Source organism: Rhizobium sp. BK619 (assembly GCF_014195245.1).
In the GTDB taxonomy this organism is placed as follows: domain Bacteria; phylum Pseudomonadota; class Alphaproteobacteria; order Rhizobiales; family Rhizobiaceae; genus Rhizobium; species Rhizobium acidisoli.
Genome location: NZ_JACIBH010000002.1, coordinates 208,170 through 231,178 on the forward strand (window position 1 = coordinate 208,170; position 23,009 = coordinate 231,178).

Consider the following 23,009-nt stretch of genomic DNA (forward strand, 5'->3'; position numbering starts at 1 on the left):
TCAAATTTTATCGCTATGAAAACCTCTCCGGCCCGCCGGGGAGGTTTTTTCTTGCTTGTCCATGATTCTATCTTGCTGATTGGTTCTAAATAGGTTCTATTGTGTGCCTATGGATAGAACCAGTCTGATAGCGGAGCTGAACGGCCGCGGCCTGCGCGATGCGGCGCTGACCGGGCCGCTCTACAAGCGGCTGGCGCAGACGCTGACCGGCCTTATTCAGGAAGGATTGCTGAAGCCCGGCACGGCGCTGCCGGGGGAGCGCGATCTTGCCGAGGCCTTGAAGCTCGGCCGCGTCACCGTGCGTACCGCCTATCGCGATCTGATGGCATCCGGCGCACTGGAATCGCGCCACGGAAGCGGTACTTTCGTATCGAGCAAGGTGGAGCGCATGGAGCAGTCGCTCTGGCGGCTGTCCTCCTTCTCCGCCGATATGCGCTCGCGCGGGCGTCAACCAGCTGCAAAGATCTTGTCACGGACGGTCAATACGCCGTCGCCGGACGAATCCTTCCTGCTCGGGCTTGGCGGTGACGAGCCGGTGCTCAGGCTCGACCGGCTGCGTCTCGCCGACGGGCTGCCGCTGGCGATCGAGCGCGCCGTGGTGCCGATCAAGTTTTTAGGCGACGATGCCGGCGGCGAGGGATCGCTCTATGATGCGCTGACCGCCAACGGCCACAGGCCGGTGCGGGCGCTGCAGCGGCTGACCGCGGTGACGCTTGACCCGTCCTCCGCAGCGATCCTGAACGTCGATGCCGGCGCGCCGGCGCTGCTGATCGAACGCGTCTCGCGCCTGGAAGACCAGCGCGTCGTTGAATACACCCGCTCGCACTATCGCGGCGATGCCTATGATTTCGTTGCCGAATTGAGAATCGGAGATGACCTATGAGTGAGAATCAGTCGCTGATGCTGCAGGAAGCAGGCCAATCGCCGGAGGTGGTGGCCACGCTTCTCGAAAAGGAAAAACCGGTCTTTGCCGAGATCGCCCGTCTGTTTTCGTCCACCCGCCCGAGCGTGGTGACAACGGCGGCGCGCGGCTCCTCGGACCACGCCGCCACCTTCTTCAAATATCTTTTCGAGATCACCTGCGGCGTCCCGGTCGCATCGGTCGGTCCGTCGATCGCTTCGGTCTATGGCGCTGCCCTCCATCTGAAGGGCGGCGTTCATTTCACCGTCTCGCAGTCGGGCGCCAGCCCGGATATCGTCGCATTGCAGGATGCGGCCAAGAAGGGCGGGGCAACGACGATCGCCGTCGTCAACGTCACCGACAGCCCGCTGGCGAAACAGGCCGATATCGTTCTCGGCCTCAATGCCGGTGCGGAAAAGAGCGTCGCGGCGACAAAATCCTTCATCGCCTCGGTCGCTGCCCTTTCCGGGGTGACGGCTGCGATCGGCGGCGCGTCCGAGCTGCAGGCCGCACTCGGCAAGCTGCCGGAGGCGCTTTCGGCCACCGCCGGGATCGACACGGCGGCAGCCGAAGAGGTGCTCTTCAACGCGACCTCGCTCTATACGGCCGGTCGCGGCCCGGCCTTCGCGATCGCGCTCGAAGCGGCGCTGAAGGCCAAGGAAACGTCCGGCCTGCATGCCGAAGCCTTCTCGCTGGCGGAACTGATGCACGGTCCGATGCGCCTGGTGCAGCCGGGCTTTCCGATCGTCGCCTTTGCGCCCGACGATGCGGCCTTCGCCAATAACGGCCAGGCGCTGGAGCGTCTGCAGAAGCTCGGCGCCACCACTGTCGGTTTCTCCACGCAGCCGCTTTCCGGCGTCGATCTGCGCGTGCCGACAACGGGCAACGGCCTGGTCGATCCGCTGGTGTCACTGCTCGTCTATTATCGGCTGATCGAGTCGGTCACGCGCCGCAAGGGCTTCGATCCCGACAGGCCGGCAAACCTGCTCAAGGTGACGGAGACGGTCTGATGGCCCGCAAGATCTTCGTCGGCGCGCGCATCTTCGATGGCGAGCGCTTCCATGACGACAAGGCGCTCATCGTTGCCGATGGACGGGTCGAAGCGATTGCGGCTGGAAACGATCTGCCGGATGGCGAGACGGTGACGCTTGCCGGCGGCGTGCTGTCGGCCGGCTTCATCGATGCGCAGGTCAATGGCGGCGCCGGGCGGATGCTGAACGACGAACCTTCCGCCGCCTCGATGGCGATCATCGCCGGCGGGCACCGGCCCTATGGCACGACATCGCTGCTGCCGACGCTGATCACCGATACATCGGAGGCATCCATTGCCGCGATCGAGGCGGCGACAGAAGCGGTCAAGGCGAACCGCGGCGTCGCCGGCCTGCATCTCGAAGGCCCACATCTGGCGCCGGCCCGCAAGGGCGCGCATCTGGCCGAACTGATGCGGCCGGTCGAGGACCGCGACGTCAAGGCCTTCATCCGGGCACGCGAGGCGATCGGCACGCTGCTCGTCACCATGGCGGCCGAGCAGGTAACGGTTGCCCAGGTGCGCGAACTTGCCGAAGGCGGCGTCACCGTCAGCATCGGCCATTCCGATTGCTCGAGCGAGGCGGCGGAGGAACGTTTCGATGCCGGGGCGCGAGGTGTCACGCATCTTTTCAACGCCATGAGCCAGATGGGGCACCGTGCGCCAGGTCTCGTCGGCGCGGCGATCGACCATCCCTCGACCTGGTGCGGCATCATCGCCGACGGTCACCATGTCGATCCGAAAGCCCTGCGCACGGCGCTGCGCGCCAAGCGCGGCGAAGGCAAGCTGTTCTTCGTCACCGATGCAATGTCGCTCGTCGGGTCTGAGAAGGATTCCTTTACGCTGAACGGGCGCACCGTCCGGCGCGAAAGAGGCGGCTTCTGCTCGAAGCTGGTGCTGTCCGACGGCACGCTGGCCGGTTCCGACGTCGACATGATCTCGACGATCCGCTACGGCGTCACCTATCTCGACCTGACGCTCGCCGAAGCCTTGCGCATGGCGACGCTTTACCCCGCCCGTTTCCTCAGGCTTGCCGATCGCGGCTATCTCTCGCCGGGCGCGCGCGCCGATCTCGTGCATCTCACCGATGCGCTTACCGTCACCGCCACCTGGCTTGCCGGCGAAACGGTGTGACCTCAAGGAGACGTGGGATGACCGATATCACCGATGCCTACTTCTCCAACCTGATCGGCCGGCTGGAAGAATTGAAGCAGACGCTGGCCGAGCCGATGGCGCAGGCGGCTGATGTCATTCTCGATGCTGCCCGCGGCGACAAGCGCGTCTATGTCTTCGGCACCGGCCATTCGCATATGCTGGCGGAAGAGGTGCATTATCGGGCCGGCGGCCTCGCCTTCACCGTGCCGGTGCTCGTCGGCTCGGCCATGCTGCATGAGGGGGCGGTCATCAGTTCGGTCTATGAGCGCACGCAGGGTCTGGTGCGGCCGATGTTGGAACGTTACGGCATGCAGCCGGGCGACGTCATCATCATCGCCTCCAATTCGGGCGTGAACGCCGCGCCGATCGAGGCTGCCGACTATGCGCGCGAAATCGGCGCAAAGGTGATTGCCATCACGTCGATCGCCTATTCCTCAGCGATCGCCAATGGCCGCCGGCGGCTTGCCGACGCGGCCGATGTGGTGCTCGACAACGGGTTGCCGCCGGGAGATGCCGTTCTCGATCTGGAAGGCACGGGGCTTCGGGTTGGACCGGTCTCGACGGCGGTCGGGGTGACGGTCATCAATGCGATCTTCGCCGAAGTCGCCTCGGAGCTTTCGAAATCCGGCGATGCGCCGGTTTATCTCAGCGCCAACATGCCGGGTGCCGCAGAGATCAATCAGAAGCTCGTGCGGAAATACCGGCCGCGCAACCCACATCTCTAAAAGCGCGTGGCATCGAATTTGATTCATGCAACGCGCTTTCGTTTTTGATTTTTTATGCATGTCGTTATCCCGGGCCGCTGCACACTTCCGGGCGACATGCAGCGGACATAAAAAAGGCCGGTCAAAACCGGCCTTTTGCATGAAGTGAGAGCCAGGATCAGTCCTTGGCGCGTTCGACGTAGGAATTGTCTTCCGTTGCGATGACGACGCGGGTGCCGGCATTGATGTGCGGCGGCACCATGGTGCGCACGCCGTTCGACAGCATGGCCGGCTTGTAGGAAGACGATGCCGTCTGACCCTTGACGACCGGCTCGGTCTCGGTGATTTCGAGCGTCACGTGGCGCGGCAGTTCGAGCGCCAGCGGAATGCCTTCATGGATCGACAGGATGCAGGACATGCCTTCCTGCAGATAGGCCTTCTGATCGCCCATGGTTTCGACATCGACCACGACCTGATCGTAGTTGCCCGGGTTCATGAAGTGGAAGCCTTCGCCGTCTTCATAGAGATACTGGAAGGAGACGTCCTCAACGAAGGCGCGCTCGACCTGTTCGGTGGTGCGCCAGCGCTCGGAGACCTTCACGCCGTCGACGATGCGGCGCATGTCGACCTGGGTGACCGGCGTGCCCTTGCCCGGGTGAAAGTTCTGGGCGGTGAGAACGACGTAGAGCTTGCCGTCGACATCGAGAACGTTGCCCTTGCGGACCGAAGAGGCGATGACCTTGACCATAAGACTTCCTTGTAACTCGGCTTTCGGCGTCGTAGATGACTGTCGAGACGCCTCTGAGACGCAAATATTTTTCTTTGGGGCGCAACTAACCTAAAATCCGGGAAATAGCCATCCCCATACCGGCTTCTCCGGCGAAGAAAGCTTGGAATGAACTCTTCGGCGAAAGCGTCCCCTTGGTGGACCCCGTCCGTGCATGCCGATCGCCGCCCGTTCCTGATCGGGCGCAATGCGATCCAGGCGGCGTTGCGCGGCTTTTTCGCCCGCGAGGATTTCCTCGAGGTGGATACGGCGGCGCTGCAGATCTCGCCGGGCAACGAGGCGCATCTGCATGCCTTCGCCACGGAAGCGCTGACGACGGACGGGCAAAAGGCGCCGTTCTATCTGCACACCTCGCCGGAATTCGCCTGCAAGAAGCTGCTTGCGGCGGGCGAGGAACGTATCTCGTGTTTTGCCCATGTCTATCGCAACCGTGAGCGCGGGCCGCTGCACCATCCCGAATTCACCATGCTCGAATGGTATCGGGCCGGCGAAAGCTATGAGAGCCTGATGATGGATTGCGTGCGGATCCTGGCGCTTGCCGCCGAAACGGCAAAGACTGAAAAGCTCGCCTATCGCGGCGGCGAGAGCGATCCTTTTGCCGGTCCGGAGCGGATCAGCGTTGCCGAAGCCTTTGAGCGCCATGCCGGTATCGATCTTCTCGCCTCGGTCGCCGCCGACGGTTCGACCGATCGCGATCATCTGGCGGCCGAGATGAAGCGTGTCGGCATGCGTGTTGCCGATGACGACGGCTGGGCCGATCTGTTCAGCCGGGTGCTGGTCGAAAAGATCGAGCCGCATCTCGGCTTCGGCCGCATCACCATCCTCGACGAATATCCGGTCTCGGAGGCAGCGCTTGCGCGCCCTTCGGCCCGCGATCCAAGGGTTGCCGAGCGTTTCGAGCTCTATGCCTGCGGCGTCGAACTTGCCAACGGCTTCGGCGAACTGACCAACGCTGCCGAGCAGCGCCGCCGGTTCGAGATCGAGATGGCGGAGAAGGCGCGTATCTATGGCGAGACCTATCCGATCGACGAGGATTTTCTCTCTGCACTTTCGCTGATGCCCGAGGCAAGCGGCATCGCGCTCGGCTTCGACCGGCTGGTGATGCTGGCGACGGGAGCGTCGCGCATCGATCAGGTGCTCTGGGCGCCGGTCGCGGAGTATGGAAGATGAATGTCGTCAAGCCCCTCAAGAGCATCGACGATCTGGTGATGGCGGGGCTGGTCGCGCCGGCCGATCGCAGAGCGCTCGAGGAGGTTGCCGCGCGTTACGCAATTGCCCTGACGCCCGATATGACCAGGCTGATCGATCGCGCCGATCCCGATGATCCGATCGCGCGGCAGTTCGTGCCCGATGCCGCCGAACTGACGGTCTTGCCCGAAGAACGCGCCGATCCGATCGGCGATCAAGCCCACAGCCCGGTCGAAGGCATCGTTCACCGCTATCCCGATCGCGTGCTGCTGAAGGCCGTGCATGTCTGCCCGGTCTATTGCCGCTTTTGCTTCCGGCGCGAAATGGTTGGGCCGCAGGGTCTCGGCACGCTCGATGCGGAGGCGATGCAGGCAGCCTTCGATTATATCAGAGGTCACGAGGAGATCTGGGAGGTCATCCTCACCGGTGGTGATCCGCTGGTGCTGTCGCCGCGCCGCCTTCGCGATATCATGGAGGCCTTAGCGGACATTGCGCATGTGAAGATCGTGCGTTTCCACACGCGTGTTCCCGTCGTCGATCCCGACAAGATCGACGACGCATTGATCGCCGCGCTGAAGGCGAGCGGCAAGACGGTCTATGTGGCGCTGCATGCCAATCACGTCAGGGAACTGACGGCGGAAGCGCATGCGGCCTGCGCGCGTCTCATCGATGCCGGCATTGCCATGGTCAGCCAGTCGGTGCTGCTCAAAGGCGTCAACGACGATCCCGACGTGCTTGCGGCGCTGATGAAGGCTTTCGTCGAAATCCGCGTCAAACCCTATTATCTGCATCACCCGGATCTGGCGCCCGGCACCGGCCATTTCAGATTGACGATCGAGGAGGGACAAAGGATCGTCGCGGCGTTGCGCGGACGGATTTCCGGGCTGTGCCAGCCGACCTATATCCTCGATATTCCGGGCGGTTACGGCAAGACCGTCGTCAGCGGCAGCACCGTGCAGGCCAGGGGCGATGGATGTTATTCCGTCTCGGATTATCGCGGTGACGAGCATTCCTATCCGCCCGCTGAATGACGCGAAACGGCGTTTTGCGTGTCATTTCTGTACTCGCCGCGGCGAAAATTGCGTCGAGCGCCGTCGACGAAATCGGCATAAGATATTGATTTTAAATCAATATTGTAACTCAGGCCACGGCAATCGCTAAAATTCTAACTGTGAGCCTTAGTCATATTTAACGCTATAAATTAGCGGAATTTTCTGTTTTCCGCACTAAAAGAACGCTCATGACAAGGCGATGAACGCCGGTTCGGGATCATGAGAATCTTGGAGTGATGGGATGAATAAGACAATCCGCGACCTCGTAGCCAAATTCGGCAAACTTCCGGCGTCGATCGACCAGGTCGCCGACGATGCCGATCTTTATGCGGCAGGTCTGACGTCCTTTGCTTCGGTGCAGCTGATGCTTGGCATCGAAGAAGCGTTCGACATCGAATTTCCCGACAATCTCCTGAACCGCAAATCCTTCGCGAGCATCTCGGCGATCGCCAGGACGGTCGATCTCATTCGGGACAGCCGGAAGGTCGCCTGATGAATTTCCCCGTCAAGATCATGCAGGACGGTCTTGTCGCAAGGGTCGCCCGCGTCGCCGAAATCGCGGCGAAACACGCCGATGCGGTCGACGTCGAAGCCCGCTTCCCCAGAGAAGCCGTGGATGCCATGAAGGCCGAAAGGCTGCTCGGCATCCAGGTGCCGCGCCAATTCGGCGGCGAATCCGCCTCGATCACCGAGATCGCCGAATTGTGCTCGATGCTCGGCCAGGCCTGCGCTGCAAGCGCCATGGTGTTCGCGATGCATCACATCAAGCTGTCGAGCCTCGTCGAACATGGCGCCGACAGCGAATGGCATAGCGACTTCATGCGTCGCATTGCCGCCGAGCAGCTGCTGATCGCATCGGCCACTACCGAGGGCGGTATCGGCGGAAACCTGCGCAACAGCATTTGCGCTGTCGAAGTCGACGGTGATACCTGCCGCCTGGAAAAGGATGCGACCGTCATTTCCTACGGTTCGCATGCCGACGCCATCCTCATCACCTCGCGTGCCCATGCGCAGGCGGCTTCCTCAGACCAAGTGCTGACGGCCTTCCTCAAGGACCAGTACACGCTCGAGAAGACGCACGCCTGGAATACGCTCGGCATGCGCGGCACCTGCTCCGACGGTTTCCTCTTCAAGGGCGAAGCGCCGGCGCGTCAGATCCTGCCGAAGCCTTTCGCCGAGATCGCGGCACAATCGATGCTCGCCTCCTCGCACCTCTTATGGAGCGGCGTCTGGTACGGCATCGCGGTCGATGCCGTCGTACGCGCCCAGGCTTTCGTGCGCGCCGCTGCCCGCAAGGCGCCCGATACTCAGCCGCCCGGCGCCTTGCGCCTCGCCGAGGTTTCGAACCTGCTGCAGATGGTCAAATCCAACGTGGTTGCCGGGCTCAAGGCCTATGAGGATGCAAAAGCCGATGTCGACAGGCTGTCCTCGATGGGCTTTGTCGTGGCGATGAACAACGTCAAGATCGCTTCTTCCGAGACGATCCTGGAGATCGTCAACCATGCCATGCTGATCTGTGGCATCATGGGCTACAAGAACGGCACGCCCTTCAGCCTCGGACGCCATCTGCGCGACGCACATTCCGCACAGCTCATGATCTCGAACGACCGTATCCTCGGCAATACGTCGAGCATGCTTCTCGTCCACAAGCAGGACACTAGCCTACTGGGGTAAAGCCATGGATATGCAGACCTCGTTTCTCGACCGGCTCTTCGAGTCCGGCCTGCTGATCGATACCGGCGTTGATGGTCTCTATGGCCGCAGCGGCCAGTTCGAAGATGTCATTACCGCTTTCGAACGGCTGATCGACACGTTCGGCGGCGCCGACGGCGCCGAGGCGATGCGTTTCCCGCCCGGCATGAACGTCGCGCTCTTCGAAAAGAGCGGTTACATGAAGAGCTTCCCGCAGCTCGCCGGCACGGTGCACAGCTTCTGCGGCAGCGAGCTCGATCATATGAGCCTGCTGCAGTGCATGGAAGTCGGCGACGACTGGACCAAGGACCAGAAGGCGACCGATATCGTGCTGACGCCGGCTGCCTGCTACCCGCTCTATCCGACGGTCGCCAAGCGCGGCAACCTGCCGAAGACGGGCGGCCTGTTCGATCTGCAGTCCTATTGCTTCCGCCATGAGCCTTCGAAGGATCCCGCCCGCCAGCAGCTGTTCCGCATGCGTGAATATGTCTGCATGGGCACGGAGCAGCACGTCACCGATTTCCGTCAGACATGGATGGATCGCGGTGTCGAAATGATGAAGCAGCTCGGCCTCGATGTGACCATCGACGTTGCCAACGACCCGTTCTTCGGCCGTGCCGGCAAGATGATGGTCAACAATCAGCGCGACCAGAACCTGAAGTTCGAGCTGCTGATCCCGATCACCTCGACTGCCAATCCGACCGCCTGCATGAGCTTCAACTACCATCAGGATTCATTCGGCCTGAAGTGGCGTCTGAACCTCGAAGACGGCAGCGTGGCGCACACCGCCTGCGTCGGCTTCGGCCTGGAGCGCATCGCGCTTGCCCTCTTCCACCATCACGGGCTCGACGTGAAGGAATGGCCGGCCAACGTGCGGAAAGCGCTGTGGGGCTGAGCCGGTCGATGACATCGGTATTTTCGGGGATCGACCCGGAAACCTACCGTCAGCACGCGCTGCATTCTAGCGAGCGCGCCTGGCCGGAAACCAATTGTTACGTCGATCTCTGGATCGAGGTGCTGGCGACCTCGGGTGTAGCGCCCGAGGCGATGCTCGGTTTCACCCTGACGCAGGATTTCGAGGGCGATCAGTTCACCTTCTTCAAGGTGCCGCTCGAGGATCTCGACACGCTCTACGGCATTCGCGCGACCGAGCTTGCCATCTACGACCGTGTCGAACGGCATGTCGACGTGCAGATCGCGCGGGGCCGTCTCTGCCTGGTCGAGATGGATTCCTTCTACATGCCGGATACACGCGGCACCGCCTACCGGCAGGAGCACGGCAAGACGACGGTTGCGATCAACCGGCTGGACGTTGCGGCCAAGCGCGTCGATTATTTCCACAATGCCGGCTATTTCCGCCTCGAAGGCGAGGATTTCGACGGGCTGTTCCAACTGCAGCTGACAGAGAACGAGCCGCCGTTCCTGCCCTATACGGAATTCGCACGGTTCCCGGAAAAGCCCGCTGATGAACCGCATCTGCGCCCGACAGCCCGGCGGCTTGCCGGCGTTCATTTCAACAGGCGTCCCCGCGAAAATCCGATCCGCGCCTTTGCAGCGGTCTTTCCGCAGCAGGTCGAGGCGGTGGCGGAGCGGCCGTTCGGCTTCTTCCACAAATATGCCTTCAATACGCTTCGCCAGGTGGGCGCCAATTTCGAGCTGGCGGCCGATCACCTCGCCTGGCTCTCTCCGGATGAATTCGCCGCTGCCGCCGAGCATGCAAGGCGCATTTCGGATACGGCGAAATCGGTGCAGTTCCAGCTTGCCCGCGCCATCGCCCGCCGGAAGTTCGAACCGCTGCAGGCAGCCCTTGATCCGGCCGCCGATGCATGGGATTCCATGATGACATCGCTTGCGGAGCGAATCTGAGGCCGGAGATCTGACCATGCGGGGGCGTTTGGCAAGCATCGGTGCCGAGGAAAGCCTGCTTTCCGAAGGCTGGAACCTGATCCTGACGGAGCCGGGCGCCTGCGCCGTGCCGCATGACATTCCGCTTTCCGCGCAATTCATTCCAGCCCCCGTTCCCGGCACCGTTGCCGCAGCACTCGAAAAGGCCGGGCTGTTCGACCGGGAAAATCCAGAGCCGTTGAATACCAGGGATGCCTGGTATCTCTGCCGGCTGTTCGATGCCGAGCCGGGTGAAGCGATCCTGCGTTTCGCGGGACTTGCCACGCTTTGCCATGTCTTCCTCAACGGCCAGGAAATCCTGTTTTCCGAGAGCATGTTCACGGCCCATGAAATCCCGGTGACGCTTGTGGGGGGCGACGAACTCGCGCTGTGCTTCCGGGCGCTTGGCCCCCGCCTGTCGGAGCCCGGCCCGCGGGCACGCTGGCGGCCGCAGATGATCACGCCGGCGGGTCTCAAAAATTTCCGCACGACACTGCTCGGCCATATGCCGGGCTGGTGCCCCGATATTCATGCGGTCGGGCCATGGCGGCCGATCTCGCTGGTGCGGCGCAACCCCGTCTCGATCGACAATGTCTCCGTCCGCGCCGTGTTGGACGAGAATGGCGTCGGCCGTCTCAGCGTTTCCCTGCACAGCAACGCTGAGGATCCGGCAATGCTGCTGCGCTGCGGCGGCATGGAGCAGCCTTTCGAGAAGATCGGCGACAGTCACTACTCGGCTATCCTCAAGCTTGCCGACATCGAGCCCTGGTGGCCGCACACGCATGGCCTCCCGCGTCTTTACGATTTGGCGCTGGTTTCCGACGGCGTGGACTATCCGCTCGGCACGACCGGCTTCCGGCGGATCGAGGTCGAGCGTGGCGCCGATGGCGACGACTTTGCGCTCCTTATCAACGGCGAACGCATCTTCTGCCGCGGGGCGGTGTGGACGACAGCCGATATCGCGCGTCTGCCGGGCACGCGGGCGGATTACGAGCCGTTCCTGCGGCTGGCGGCGCAAGCCGGCATGAACATGATCCGCATCGGCGGCACCATGGCCTATGAGACACCGGATTTCTTCGCGCTTTGCGACGAGCTCGGCCTGCTGGTCTGGCAGGATTTCATGTTCGCCAATTTCGACTATCCACGCAACGACAAGGCGTTTCTCGGCCACGTGCATGCGGAGGTCGAGGAATTCCTGCACGACGTCCAGGCCTCGCCCTCGCTGGCGGTGCTCTGCGGCGGCAGCGAAATCCATCAGCAGGCGGCGATGCTCGGCCTGCCCGTGGAATTCTGGAGCGGGCCGGTCACCGATGAAATCATCCCGGCCATCGTCACGCGCATGCGTCCCGACGTGCCCTATGTTCCGAATTCGCCCTATGGCGGGGCGATGCCGTTTTCGCCGAATGCCGGTATCGCCCATTATTACGGCGTCGGCGCCTATATGCGACCGCTTGCCGATGCGCGCCGTGCGGATGTGCGTTTTGCCTCCGAAAGCCTTGCCTTTGCGCATGTGCCGCAGCAAAGGACGCTGCATCGTCATCTCGACGTGCCCTCAGTCCACAGCCCGCTCTGGAAGGCTCGCGTGCCGCGCGACCGCAGCGCATCCTGGGATTTCGAGGATGTTCGCGATTTCTATCTGGAGCTTCTCTATGGTTTCGATCCGGCCCGGCTGCGGCGCGAAGATCCGGGACTTTATCTCGATTTCTCCCGCGCCGTCACCGGCGAGGTGATCGAGGAGACCTTTGCCGAATGGCGGCGCAAGGGTTCGGCTTGCAACGGCGCGCTCGTCTGGACGCTGCAGGACCTGCTGCCCGGTCCCGGCTGGGGGGTGATCGATTCCACCGGCGAGCCGAAGCCGGTCTGGTATGCGATGCGCCGCGCCTTCCGGCCGGTGCAGACGGTGTTCACCGACGAGGGAACCAACGGCCTCGACGTGCATGTCGTCAACGAGACGGACGCGGACCTCGACGTCGAGCTCGAGGTCGTCTGTCTGCGCGACGGAAAGCAGCAGGTCGTCAGCGGCAGCAGAGCCTTCAAGCTGGCGGCAAGGGACACGGAGCGTCTTGCCGCGACCGCGCTGTTCGGCGCTTTCTTCGATACGACCTATGCCTTCCGTTTCGGACCGCCGTCGCATGATGTCAGTGTGGCGCGCCTGCGTTCGCTGGCGGATGGCGCCGTTCTCGCCGAAAGCTTCCACTTTCCCTGCGGACGGGACAAGGCGCTGCATGAAGCAGGCATCGAGGCATCGCTCGGCAGAGATGGCGACGACTGGTTCGTCGATCTCAGGACCGACCGGCTGGCGCAATCGGTTCATATCGACGTCGAAGGCTATCGGGCCGATGACGACTGGTTCCATCTCGCCCCCGGCGCAATGCGGCGGGTGAAGCTCCACGCCCTGCCCGGCACCGAAAGCGATATCGCGCCTGCAGGCGAGATCAGAAGTCTAGGCAGTTCGCATCGTGTCGTGCTCTCGGGCTGACGCTCTCCGCGAAAACGATGCCGATCCATTGAGAAAGACCGTGATTTGAGAACGACATACCGCTTTTTGCGTGCCCATGTCCTGCAGCGGCTGATCCCGCGGTCGCGTCTTGCCTTCAATCCGCGCCGGCCGGTGGAAATCGTCGGCTATCTCTCGATGGCTGTCGGCGTCGGCGAATCGGCAAGGCTCTGCGCCGGTGCGCTCTCTGAAGCCGGAAGGGCAATTTCGCTCTCCGACGTCAGCACGCATCCGGACGAGAATTCCTTCCCCGGATGGACGTCGTCGCGTCTTTCCACCGAGCCGACGGGAAGCCGGATCTGGCACCTCAATCCGCCGATGCTGCCGCGCGCCATCCTGAAGAAGGGTGTCGGCAATTTCACCCGCGCCTTCAATATCGGCTATTTCGCCTGGGAGCTGGAAGTGGTGCCGGCGGAATGGCGCAATGCCATGCACTACATGAACGCGGTCTTCGTGCCGTCGGAATTCACCCGGCGGGCGATTGCGCCGCTCACCAAGGCGCCGGTCATCGTCGTTCCCCATCCGGTGATCGAGGCGCCGGCGACCGAAGGCATGCGGGAGAGGTTCGGCATCGAGAAGGACGCCTTTCTCGTCAGCTTCATCTTCAGCGCCGGCTCGTCGATCAACCGGAAAAATCCGCAGGCCGTCATCGAGGCTTTCAGGATATTTGCCGCCGAAGCCCCAAGCGCCTTCCTGTTGATGAAGGCCAGCGGCGACGTGAACAAGGATGAAGCCCTGAGCGCGCTGGTCGCCTCGGTTGCGGGCGACGCCCGGATCAGGATCGTCACCGACAGGCTGTCGAACGCCGATATCAACGGCATCATCCGCTCTTCCGACGCCTATCTTTCCCTGCACCGTTCCGAGGGTTTCGGGCTGACGGTTGCCGAGGCGATCATGCAGGGCACACCCGTTGTCTCCACGGCCTGGTCGGGCACAGCGGATTTCTGTGACCCCTGCAATAGCTGGCTGGTCCCCTCTCCTCTGATCCCCGTCGTCGATACCCATCCCGAATTTGCCGGGCTTGACGGCGCGGTCTGGGCGGATCCGTCTCCGGAAGCCGCGGCCGCTCATTTGAGCGACATCTTCCGGGCGCCCGAGCTCGCGCTGGGGAAGGCCGAGAAAGCGCGGGAGTTCCTACGGCACTATCTCGCTGAGAACAGCTATGAGAGGGCGCTCCAGACGCTGGCGGCGATGCAGGCGAGCTAAGGTGAGGTCGTCACTCCGCTTTATTTTAACATTTTCGCATTAGAGATGACGGGTATGCGGCTTTAGAGCATGGCGCGCAAAAGTGTGCGGCGGTTTGCGATAACGGCATGCGTAAAAACAAAGAGCTAACGCGCGCTTTAGGCCGATGCCGGCGGATGGACAGATGTCGAAGGGTATTATCGCAAATTCGGTGATGAATGCGGCGGCAGGCATGCTGCTGCTGCTGACGGGATTCGTTTCGTCGATCATAACCGCGCGGCTGCTCGGGCCGGAGGCCAACGGCATCGTTGCCTTCTCGCTGTGGCTGGTGGTCACGGGCGCCTCGATCGCCGAGCTCGGTTCCAGCATCACGCTGTTGAAGACCTTGCCGCAGCTTTCGGCCGAAGGTTACGACCTGCGCCGGCGGCGGGGTTTTGCCGCCATCCTCGTCAGCTTCATGATGTTTTCGACCGTCGTGCTATTGGCGCTCTACGCGCTGTTCTTCCTGACGTCGGAGGAGATGCACTGGGCCGATACCGCGCCGTCCGTTGCGCTGGTTACCGGCGTGCTGTTTTTCGTCCAGGCGATCGGATCCTTCGTCAAATTCTACCTGATCGGCGAAAAGAAACTGGGCGCCTTCTTCCGGCTGACGGTTGCCGTCTCGATCGTGCAGCTTGCCGGCGTTGCCGCCGGCGCCGTTTTTTATGGGGTCGAGGGCGTGCTCGTCGGTTATGCGCTCGGCCAGCTCGTCCTGTTTTTTGCCACGCTGCCGATCCTGCTTGCGCGGCGCGACTGGTGCGGGGTCTCGCTGAAAGCGCTCGCCTCCTCCTCCGTCATCCTGTCGATCCAGTTCATCATCGATTCGATCTTCCTCAACCGGCTCGAGCTGCTCTTCCTGCAGCAGTTCTGGTCGGTTGAGATGGTCGGCTACTACGCCGTCGGCCTGTCGATCGCCAATATCGCGCTGCAGCTGCCGATCCAGATGACCGGCAGCCTGCTGCCCTACTATTCCGAGCGGCGGCACAACAGCGACGATTCGACCTTGCCGGTCGAGGTCTTCGCCGCCGTCACCCGCAGCATGGCCTATATCGTATTGCCGATGAGCCTCGGGCTGGCGGCGATCTCCAGCGAACTGGTGCTTGTGGTGTTCGGCGAAGCGTTCCGCCGCAGCGGAACGGTGGTGGCGCTGCTTGCGCTGGTCGCGCCCGCCTATACCTTCATGCAGATCCTCAGCCTCTACCTCTTGTCGATGGACAGGGCTCGCTCCCGCCTGAACATCAGTGTGATAGGTGGCCTTCTGATGGTAGTCGGTTGTTTACTGATCATACCTAGGCTTGCAGCCGAGGGTGCCGCACTCGTGCGCATCCTCGTCTTCGTTGCGATGTCGGTGATGATGATCAGACAGACAGGATTCGGATCCCAGCTTTCGGGCCTCTACACTAGCCTGACGAAGGTGACGCTTGCCGCCGTGCTCTGCGCTTGCGGGGCGCTCTCGGTGCTGGAATTCATCCAGGGTCCGGTCGGTCTCGTCGCCGCCATCCTTGCCGGCACATTCTGCTATCTCGTGGCACTCCGCCTGCTGCGCGTCATGCCGGCCGAAGATGTCGAGGTCATGCGCTCCATTCTCGCCAAGATGCCGCGCGTGCTGCAGCGCCCTGTCGGCTATGCGATCAATTTCATTGCGCCGAGGCTTCCTGGCGACCCCGACCGCGCCAAGGTCGCGCCCGGGGAATTTTCGCTCGAACCGGCCGAGGGCGCCGGCCGCAATGCTGCCCTGCCTGTCGTCTTCGACGGCACGATCGGGCTGTTCATGCCTGAGAATCCTCTGGCGAAGAAGCGTTCGGCCGCCGTGCTCTTCGTCAGCCCCTGGGGTTTCGAGGAAATGTGCAGCCGAAAATTCTTCCGTGTGGCCGCCGAGCATTTCTCGGATATCGGCGTGGCTAGCCTGCGCTTCGACTATCGCGGCACCGGCGATGCGCTCGATTTCGGCGCTCTGCCGGCAAGGCTGGAAACCTGGGAAAATTCGATCCGCGCCGCGGCCGCCAAGCTCAAATCGCTGAGCGGCTGCGACCGCATCATCCTCATCGGACAGGGGCTCGGCGCAACGCTTGCTCATCGCATCGGCGCCTCGATCGACGGCGTCGACAGCCTCGTCATGCTGGCGCCGGTTTTGAGCGGCCGAGCCTATCTGCGCGAACTCAACATGTGGTCCAAGATCATCGATGCCGATCTCGGCCTCGGCAAGGAGCATGTCCAGACCGCGAAGGTGCAGATCGCCGGGCTCGTCATGCCCGAAGAGATCGCCGCCGAGCTCGGCAAGCTCAACATCGCGGCGCCGCAGGCGCTTGCGGCGTCGCGTTATCTTATCCTCGAGCGTCCCGCCAAGGCCGACGATACCGGTTTTGCCGATGCACTGAAGGCGCTCGGCGCCGACGTCGAACAGACGGTTTTCGAAGGCTATGACGAACTCGCCACCAATCCGCTGTTTGCCAAGACGCCGGCTGAGGTCGTCGCGTTGCTGAAGACGTGGCTGAAGAGGGTGACGACGGAGACATCCGGCGCGCATTCGCCTGAAGCAATCGAGAATGTGCCGCTTGCCGGCGAGGGTTTTGTCGAAACACCGGTGCGTTTCGGCAGCCACGACCATCTGGTCGGCGTCGTCAGCCGGCCGCTCGGCGAGATCAAGGGCAATGCCGTGCTGTTCCTGTCGACGGCCTATGACCGGCATGCCGGCTGGGGGCGGACGACGGTGGATATGGCGCGTGAGCTCGCGCGCCAGGGCGTCGTTTCGCTGCGCTTCGATTCCGCCAATGTCGGAGACAGTCCGCCGCGGCCGGATGCGCCGGAGCAGGTGCTTTATTCCAGCACGCAGACCGAGGATGCGGTTGCCGCGCTCGATCTGCTTGAAAGCGTCGTTGCAGGTCCGGTCATGGTGGCCGGCCGATGCAGCGGCGGCTACGTCGCCTTCCGCGCCGGCGTTGCCGACGACCGGTTGAAAGCTGTCGTCTCGATCAATCCCTTCGTCTATTACTGGGATCCGGAGGTGCCGGTGCGCCGGGAGCATGTCGTTTCCGTCCCCCGCAGCCTCGATGATTACGGTCAGCGCCTGGCGCGGGTGGATACGCTGAAGCGGCTGCTCAGCGGCCAGGTGGACGTGGTGTCGGCACTGCAGAATATCGTCATCGCCGGCGGCCGGCGTCTGTCGCCCTTTATCGCGCCGCTGCTCGAGCTGCTGCCCGACCGGCGCCATATTGCCCGCGAGGTTCGGCATTCCTTCGCGCTGTTCGGCAAGCGCAAGGTGCCGCTGACACTGATCTACAGCGAAGGCGATGTTGGGCTCGATCACGTCTATTTCCATTTCGGGCCGCGCGGCGCCAAGCTTTCCCGCTATCCGAACGTGCGGCTGCTGATGCTGCCGGATGCCGACCACAATCTGACGCCGCCGCAATCGCGCAAATTCGTGCTCGACGAGATCATCCGCCTGGCGAGGGCGTGAGGAATTTCAGGCAGGTAATCTAGATGCTGTCTGCGGCGGCGACGTTCAGCGACCGATAAAGATCGATATAACGCCCGGCGACAATGTCCCAGGCGTAACCGCGCGCGGCGTCGAGAAGCCCGGCGCGGACGGCGTCCGGCTGTCGTGCGAGCGTTTCATAGGCCGCTTCGATCCCGGTCGCGGCGCTCTCCGGATTGGTGAAATCGGCAAGCGTGATGACGGGATGCCGGCCGGCAAGTGTCGTAAAGGCGTCGTTGGCGTTCAGCACCGGCAGCAGGCCGGCGCTCATCGCCTCCAGCGCCACCAGGCCGAAACCTTCATATTCCGAGGCGGAGGCGAAGAGCGAGGCCTCGGCGATGATGCGCCGGATGGCGCCGTTGTCAGGCGAGACGTGCAGGGTGACGCGGCCGGACAGGTCGCGGCCTTCGATCGCGGCTTCGACGTCGGCCCGGTTCAGATCGGATTCGGCCCCGACGATGTCGAGATGCCATTCCGCATTGCGGGTCTTCAGCACGGCCATCGCATCGAGCAAATGGTCCAGCCGCTTGTTCACCGAGAACCGGCCGATGGTGACGATGCGGCGTCTTGCCCGGCGCGACGCGGTGTCGGCGAACTTGCCGATATCGGCGCCGTTTTCGATCAGCAGGCTGTCAGGCGCGATTTCAGAGAACTGCTTGAGGTCTGAGGCGCTGCAGCAGACGACGCGCCGGTAGGCCAGTGCCGAAGCGCGGGTCAGCGTCCGGAACCAGATTTTCTTGATCGCCGCATATTTCCTGGTGTGGAAGAAGCCGCCATGGGTGGTGACGATCATCGGCTTGCGATGCAGCAGCCGGCCCCAGGCGAGCGCGTCGAAGAAGAAATCGATGGCATGGACATGCACGAGATGGGCATCGGCGAGATGGCCGAAAACTTTGGGCGCCAGCGGATAACGGCTGCTGCCGGACCAGGGAATGCGCACCACCTCGATGCCGTCGATATCCTCGCGCGGCGGCAGCTTGTCTTCAGGCGCAGTGAACAGCGAATCGAGGGTGACGACGCGGACGCGATAACCGCGGCGAACGGTCTGGCGGGCGAGATTGGCGACCACGTCTTCCAGGCCGCCTCGGTTGGGCAGGAACTGGCGCACGACATGGACGATCAGCGGCGCCGTTTCCGGCTGCGGCCTCTCGCGCACCCTGTCTGCCTCGACGATCGCCATTTTCCACCTATCGCTGCACACGCCGCCTCATGCCGAGACGGGACTCTTATAGCAACGACCAGATATCTCAGGCGTTAAGCCGTGGTTTAAGCGGCATCCCGAGAGGCGATTCTTCGTAAAAAAGGTTAACCGCGTCTGACAGAAGTTTAGAAGGCCTTGAAGGTCAGGGTCGTCAGCGAGCGGACGATGCCGGGGATATTGGCGATGTTGTCGTTGATGAACTTGCCGATATCCTGGCCTTCCTCGATATAGACCTTCAGCAGCAGGTCGTAGTCGCCGCTTGTGGAATAGAGCTCCGAGACCAGTTCGGTCTGGTAGATGGCGTCGGCGACCTCATAGGTCTTGCCGGGGGCGCATTGGAGCTGGACGAAGATCGGCTTCATGGGGATTTCCTGCAAAGGGTTGTTTGGCTGATATAATGGTCGAAAGCGCCATGCCGATGCAAGCCGTTCGTCACGCCGCCGGCTCTGCGGCCGCTTCCGCGACGATCCAGTCGCGGAAGGTGGCAAGCGGCGCATAGTCGGCGCGCTCGGGCGGAAAGGCGAGATAATAGCGCTCGCGGCTTTCCATTTCGCGGTCGACAGCGGCGACCAGATCGCCGCGCCGCAGCTCTTCCTGCATCAGAAATGTCGGCAAGAGAGCGATGCCGAGACCGGCGATCGCCGCTTGCGCGGCGGTGGCGAACTGGTCGAAGAGCATGCCGTGCACGCTTTCGAACGAAACGCCGTTGCCGGCGAACCATTGCTCCCAGGCATCGGGCCGCGTCGTCAGATGCAGCAGCGGAACGGAGAGCAGATCCTGCGGCCCGTAGATCGTGTATCGCTTCAGAAAATCGGGGCTGCAGGCCGGCACCGTGTGCTCCGACATCAGAAAGGCAAGCTCAGCGCCCGGCCAGTGCGGATGGCCGAAATGGATGGCGGCGTCGATCGAATCGAGGCGGAAATCGAAGGGTGAAAGCCGGGTCACCAGATTGATCGTCACGCCGGGATTAGCGGCGAGGAAGCGCCCGAGGCGCGGCGCCAGCCAGCGCGTGCCGAAGGTCGGCAGGATGGCGAGATTGAGCGTGCCGCCATGCGGATTGGCGCGCAGGTTCAGCGAAGCGCTCGATATGCGCCGCAGCGCCTCGCGGATCTCGCGGGCATAAGTGTCGCCGGCCGGCGTCAGCCGCATGGTCTGACGTTCGCGCAGGAAGAGCTCGACGCCAAGCTGCTCCTCCAGCGCGCTCACCTGGCGGCTGACGGCGCTCTGGGTCAGATCGAGTTCGCGGGCGGCGGCCGTGACGCTGCCGGTGCGGGCAACGGCTTCGAAGGCGGCGAGATGTGAAATCGACGGCAGAAAACGTCTTGAAGCGAGCATGTTCATTCCATTTCAGAATGAGCTATTTCCAAAATGTCGATATTTCCGCCTTTCTGGTCGTTGTAAAGAGGCTCATCCTGCAAAAACGGAATGAGCCGGAGTTTTCAAATGCCGCACGCCTTCGTTTCCACTGACCGTATCCGCTCTCTCTTCACCGAAGCGATGTCGCAGATGTATCGGGCGGAGGTGCCGCAATATGGCACGCTGATCGAACTGGTGGCGGATGTGAATGCCGGCTGCCTCAAAAACAAACCCGAACTGCGCGAGCGGCTTGCCCGCGCCGGCGAGCTGGAGCGTATCGATGTCGAGCGCCATGGCGCCATCCGGCTCGGCACGGCGGAAGAGCTTTTCACCATCCGCCGGCTGTTTGCGGTCATGGGCATGCAGTCGGTCGGCTATTACGATCTCTCGGTCGCCGGCGTGCCTGTTCATTCCACCTGTTTCCGGCCGATCGACGAGGCCGCACTCAACATCAATCCGTTCCGCGTCTTCACCTCGCTGCTGCGATTGGAGCTGATCGAGGACGAAGGGCTGCGCAGCGAAGCCGAAGCTATCCTGGCACGGCGGCGCATCTATACGCCGCGCGCCGTCGCGCTGATCGAGCGCCACGAGCAGAATGGCGGCCTGACGGAGGCGGAAGCGACGGAATTCGTCGCCGAGGCGCTTGAAACCTTCCGCTGGCACGGCGAAGCGACGGTCAGCGTCGAGACCTATAAGCGCCTGCATGATGCACACCGGCTGATCGCCGACGTCGTCAGCTTCAAGGGGCCGCATATCAACCATCTGACGCCGCGCACGCTCGATATCGACGCGGTCCAGGCCCGCATGCCGGAACGCGGCATTACGCCGAAGGCCGTCATCGAAGGCCCGCCGCGCCGCCATTGCGATATCCTCCTGCGGCAGACGAGCTTCAAGGCGCTTGAGGAAACGATCGTCTTTGCCGGTGACGCGGACGCGGTTCAAGGAACGCATACCGCCCGCTTCGGCGAGATCGAACAGCGCGGCGTGGCGCTGACGGCCAAGGGCCGGGCGCTCTATGACCGGCTGCTTGCCTCGGTTCGCGGCGAAGTGCAGGTCGGCGCCGGCGGCGCCAAGGCCGGCGCCTATGACCAGGAACTCGCCGAGCGCTTCAAGGCGCTGCCGGACAGCTGGGACGAGCTGCGCAGGCAAGGTCTCGCCTTCTTCCGCTATCACGCGACGCCTGCGGGTATTGCCGCGGCCGTCGGCGGCACGCTACCCAAGGATCCGGAAGCGCTGATCGCCAAGGGTTACCTTGCCTTCTCGCCGATCGTCTACGAAGACTTCCTGCCCGTCAGCGCCGCCGGCATCTTTCAATCGAACCTCGGCACCGACCAGCAGCAGAATTATGCGACGCATTCGAACCGCGACGCCTTCGAGGCGGCGCTCGGCGCCACCGTTCAGGACGAGCTGGCGCTTTATGCCGAGCGCCAGGCCGCCTCGCTGGATGCGGCGATGGGAGCGCTGGGCCTCGCCCCGCTGCAGCTGAAGACCGTCGCGTAAAATGGCCTTCAACACTTCATCATATGCGTTAGAGTACCGCGATTTCGTTCCGATCGGACTAGACCATGCTGAATGATCCGCGCTCCCACGGCCTCTGGGAAAAGACCGCAGCCGAGCCGCCGGCTACCTCGCCTCTCGAAGGCGCAGTGTCGGCCGATGTCGTTATCGTCGGTGGCGGTTATGCCGGTCTCTCCTCCGCCCTGCATCTTGCCGAAGCCGGGTCGAGGGTGGTGCTCTTGGAGGCGAAGGAGATCGGTTTCGGCGGCGCGGGACGCAATGTCGGCCTGATCAATGCCGGCATGTGGGTGATGCCTGACGATCTGCCCGGCGTGCTCGGCCCGGTTCATGGCGAGCGCCTGCTTGAGCTGCTCGGCAATGCGCCGAAGCTCGTCATGGAACTGATCGACAGGCACGGGATTGCCTGTGAACTCGAGCGCAACGGCACGCTGCATTGCGCTGTCGGGGCGGAGGGGCTGAAGGAGATCGAGGACCGAGCGGCGCAATGGGCCGCGCGCGGCGCGCCCGTAAAACTGCTCGATGCGGCGGAGACGGCCAGACGCATCGGCAGCGATGCCTATACCGGTTCGTTGCTCGACATGCGCGCCGGCACGCTGCAGCCGCTAGCCTATGCGCGCGGCCTTGCCCATGCCGCCGTCAAATCAGGCGTCGCCATCCATACGTCGAGCCCGGTCATCGCAACGGAGCAAAACGGCAGCCGCTGGACCGTGAAGACCGCAAAGGGCGAGGTCAGCGCGGACTGGATCATCGTCGCGACCGATGCCTACAGCACCGGCCCCTTCGAGCAGGTGCGCAACGAGCAGGTCTATCTGCCCTATTTCAATTTCGCCACTGTGCCGCTCGGCCACAATCTGCGTCAGTCGATCCTGCCGGGGCGGGAAGGCGCATGGGATACCAAGGAGATCCTTTCCTCCTTCCGCATGGACCAGGCCGGGCGTCTCGTTTTCGGCAGTGTCGGGGCGCTGCGCAATACCGGGCTTGCCGTGCACAAGGGTTGGGCCAAACGCGCCCTGAAGCGGCTCTTCCCTATTATCGGCGATGTCGAATTCGAGTGCGAATGGTATGGCCAGATCGGCATGACCGACAATGCGCTGCCGCGCTTTCATAAATTCGCGCCCGGTGTCATCGGCTTTTCGGGTTATAATGGCCGCGGTATTGCGCCCGGCACGGTCTTCGGCCGGACGCTGGCGGAGCATATCCTCGGCCGGCTGACCGAAGCCGATCTGCCGCTGCCGCTGACATCACCGACCGAACCGAGCTTCCGCGCGCTCAAGGAACTATGGTACGAAGCCGGCGCTCAGGTCGCCCATTTCGCCGATGCCCGCTTCTGAGAACAACAAGATTGGAA

19 protein-coding genes are annotated in these 23,009 nt (G+C 63.0%); 15 read left to right on the forward strand and 4 right to left on the reverse strand.

Annotated elements, in window-relative coordinates; translation table 11 throughout:
* The first annotated feature begins 109 nt into the window (after window positions 1–109).
* Genes FHX14_RS04355 through FHX14_RS04370 form a run of 4 tightly spaced genes read left to right on the forward strand, consistent with a single transcriptional unit; the run spans window position 110 to window position 3,808 of the window.
* Entirely contained in the window at window positions 110–883 is a 774-nt protein-coding gene (locus FHX14_RS04355) for a GntR family transcriptional regulator (protein WP_012559303.1), read from the forward strand.
* Window positions 880–1,911 (forward strand): SIS domain-containing protein, encoded by a 1,032-nt coding sequence (locus FHX14_RS04360; RefSeq protein WP_184376411.1) that lies wholly within the window; start codon window positions 880–882, stop codon window positions 1,909–1,911. Before FHX14_RS04355 ends, FHX14_RS04360 begins: the two co-directional genes overlap by 4 nt.
* Window positions 1,911–3,062, forward strand: coding sequence for an N-acetylglucosamine-6-phosphate deacetylase (gene nagA, locus FHX14_RS04365; RefSeq protein WP_184376412.1), 1,152 nt, complete (start codon window positions 1,911–1,913; stop codon window positions 3,060–3,062). Before FHX14_RS04360 ends, nagA begins: the two co-directional genes overlap by 1 nt.
* Window positions 3,063–3,079: 17 nt before the next feature.
* Window positions 3,080–3,808: an SIS domain-containing protein gene (locus tag FHX14_RS04370; RefSeq protein ID WP_054182360.1), complete on the forward strand. Its 729-nt coding sequence runs from the start codon at window positions 3,080–3,082 to the stop codon at window positions 3,806–3,808.
* Window positions 3,809–3,965: 157 nt separating this feature from the next.
* Here the strand turns inward: FHX14_RS04370 and efp are convergent, their stop codons facing one another.
* Entirely contained in the window at window positions 3,966–4,535 is a 570-nt protein-coding gene (efp, locus tag FHX14_RS04375) for an elongation factor P (protein WP_003589676.1), read from the reverse strand.
* Between the two features lie 147 nt (window positions 4,536–4,682).
* Between efp and epmA the strand changes: the two genes are divergently transcribed.
* From epmA to FHX14_RS04420, 9 genes are all read left to right on the forward strand, one after another.
* Window positions 4,683–5,744, forward strand: coding sequence for an EF-P lysine aminoacylase EpmA (gene epmA / locus FHX14_RS04380; RefSeq protein WP_184376413.1), 1,062 nt, complete (start codon window positions 4,683–4,685; stop codon window positions 5,742–5,744).
* A complete protein-coding gene (locus FHX14_RS04385) occupies window positions 5,741–6,793 on the forward strand; it encodes a lysine-2,3-aminomutase-like protein (RefSeq protein WP_184376414.1) in 1,053 nt (350 codons plus the stop codon). The genes epmA and FHX14_RS04385 overlap by 4 nt, the downstream gene beginning before the upstream one ends.
* Window positions 6,794–7,055: 262 nt before the next feature.
* Window positions 7,056–7,307 (forward strand): acyl carrier protein, encoded by a 252-nt coding sequence (locus FHX14_RS04390; protein ID WP_012559298.1) that lies wholly within the window; start codon window positions 7,056–7,058, stop codon window positions 7,305–7,307.
* The gene (locus FHX14_RS04395; RefSeq protein WP_184376415.1) at window positions 7,307–8,488 is read left to right on the forward strand and encodes an acyl-CoA dehydrogenase family protein; all 1,182 of its coding nucleotides are present in this window, start codon (window positions 7,307–7,309) and stop codon (window positions 8,486–8,488) included. The genes FHX14_RS04390 and FHX14_RS04395 overlap by 1 nt, the downstream gene beginning before the upstream one ends.
* 4 nt (window positions 8,489–8,492) lie before the next feature.
* Window positions 8,493–9,401: an amino acid--[acyl-carrier-protein] ligase gene (locus tag FHX14_RS04400; protein ID WP_184376416.1), complete on the forward strand. Its 909-nt coding sequence runs from the start codon at window positions 8,493–8,495 to the stop codon at window positions 9,399–9,401.
* The gene (locus tag FHX14_RS04405) at window positions 9,392–10,372 is read left to right on the forward strand and encodes a DUF1839 family protein (RefSeq protein ID WP_184376539.1); all 981 of its coding nucleotides are present in this window, start codon (window positions 9,392–9,394) and stop codon (window positions 10,370–10,372) included. Before FHX14_RS04400 ends, FHX14_RS04405 begins: the two co-directional genes overlap by 10 nt.
* 16 nt (window positions 10,373–10,388) lie before the next feature.
* Window positions 10,389–12,869, forward strand: coding sequence for a glycoside hydrolase family 2 protein (locus FHX14_RS04410; RefSeq protein ID WP_184376417.1), 2,481 nt, complete (start codon window positions 10,389–10,391; stop codon window positions 12,867–12,869).
* A 45-nt stretch (window positions 12,870–12,914) separates the two neighbouring features.
* Window positions 12,915–14,093, forward strand: a complete 1,179-nt coding sequence (locus FHX14_RS04415) for a glycosyltransferase family 4 protein (protein WP_184376418.1) — start codon at window positions 12,915–12,917, stop codon at window positions 14,091–14,093.
* Window positions 14,094–14,256: 163 nt separating this feature from the next.
* On the forward strand, window positions 14,257–17,568 hold the full coding sequence (locus FHX14_RS04420; RefSeq protein ID WP_184376419.1) for an alpha/beta fold hydrolase: 3,312 nt from the start codon (window positions 14,257–14,259) through the stop codon (window positions 17,566–17,568).
* A 19-nt stretch (window positions 17,569–17,587) separates the two neighbouring features.
* Here FHX14_RS04420 and FHX14_RS04425 read toward each other — a convergent pair whose 3' ends face one another.
* The 3 genes from FHX14_RS04425 to FHX14_RS04435 form a co-directional block, all read right to left on the reverse strand.
* Window positions 17,588–18,766, reverse strand: a complete 1,179-nt coding sequence (locus FHX14_RS04425; RefSeq protein ID WP_184376420.1) for a glycosyltransferase family 4 protein — start codon at window positions 18,764–18,766, stop codon at window positions 17,588–17,590.
* Window positions 18,767–18,912: 146 nt separating this feature from the next.
* The gene (locus FHX14_RS04430; RefSeq protein ID WP_003567502.1) at window positions 18,913–19,149 is read right to left on the reverse strand and encodes an Lrp/AsnC ligand binding domain-containing protein; all 237 of its coding nucleotides are present in this window, start codon (window positions 19,147–19,149) and stop codon (window positions 18,913–18,915) included.
* Between the two features lie 70 nt (window positions 19,150–19,219).
* Window positions 19,220–20,128, reverse strand: a complete 909-nt coding sequence (locus FHX14_RS04435) for a LysR family transcriptional regulator (protein WP_184376421.1) — start codon at window positions 20,126–20,128, stop codon at window positions 19,220–19,222.
* Between the two features lie 84 nt (window positions 20,129–20,212).
* Between FHX14_RS04435 and FHX14_RS04440 the strand changes: the two genes are divergently transcribed.
* Together FHX14_RS04440 and FHX14_RS04445 are read left to right on the forward strand one after the other, a co-directional pair.
* The gene (locus tag FHX14_RS04440; protein ID WP_184376422.1) at window positions 20,213–21,643 is read left to right on the forward strand and encodes a VOC family protein; all 1,431 of its coding nucleotides are present in this window, start codon (window positions 20,213–20,215) and stop codon (window positions 21,641–21,643) included.
* A 65-nt stretch (window positions 21,644–21,708) separates the two neighbouring features.
* Window positions 21,709–22,992, forward strand: coding sequence for an FAD-binding oxidoreductase (locus FHX14_RS04445; RefSeq protein ID WP_184376423.1), 1,284 nt, complete (start codon window positions 21,709–21,711; stop codon window positions 22,990–22,992).
* Window positions 22,993–23,009: the final 17 nt, after the last annotated feature.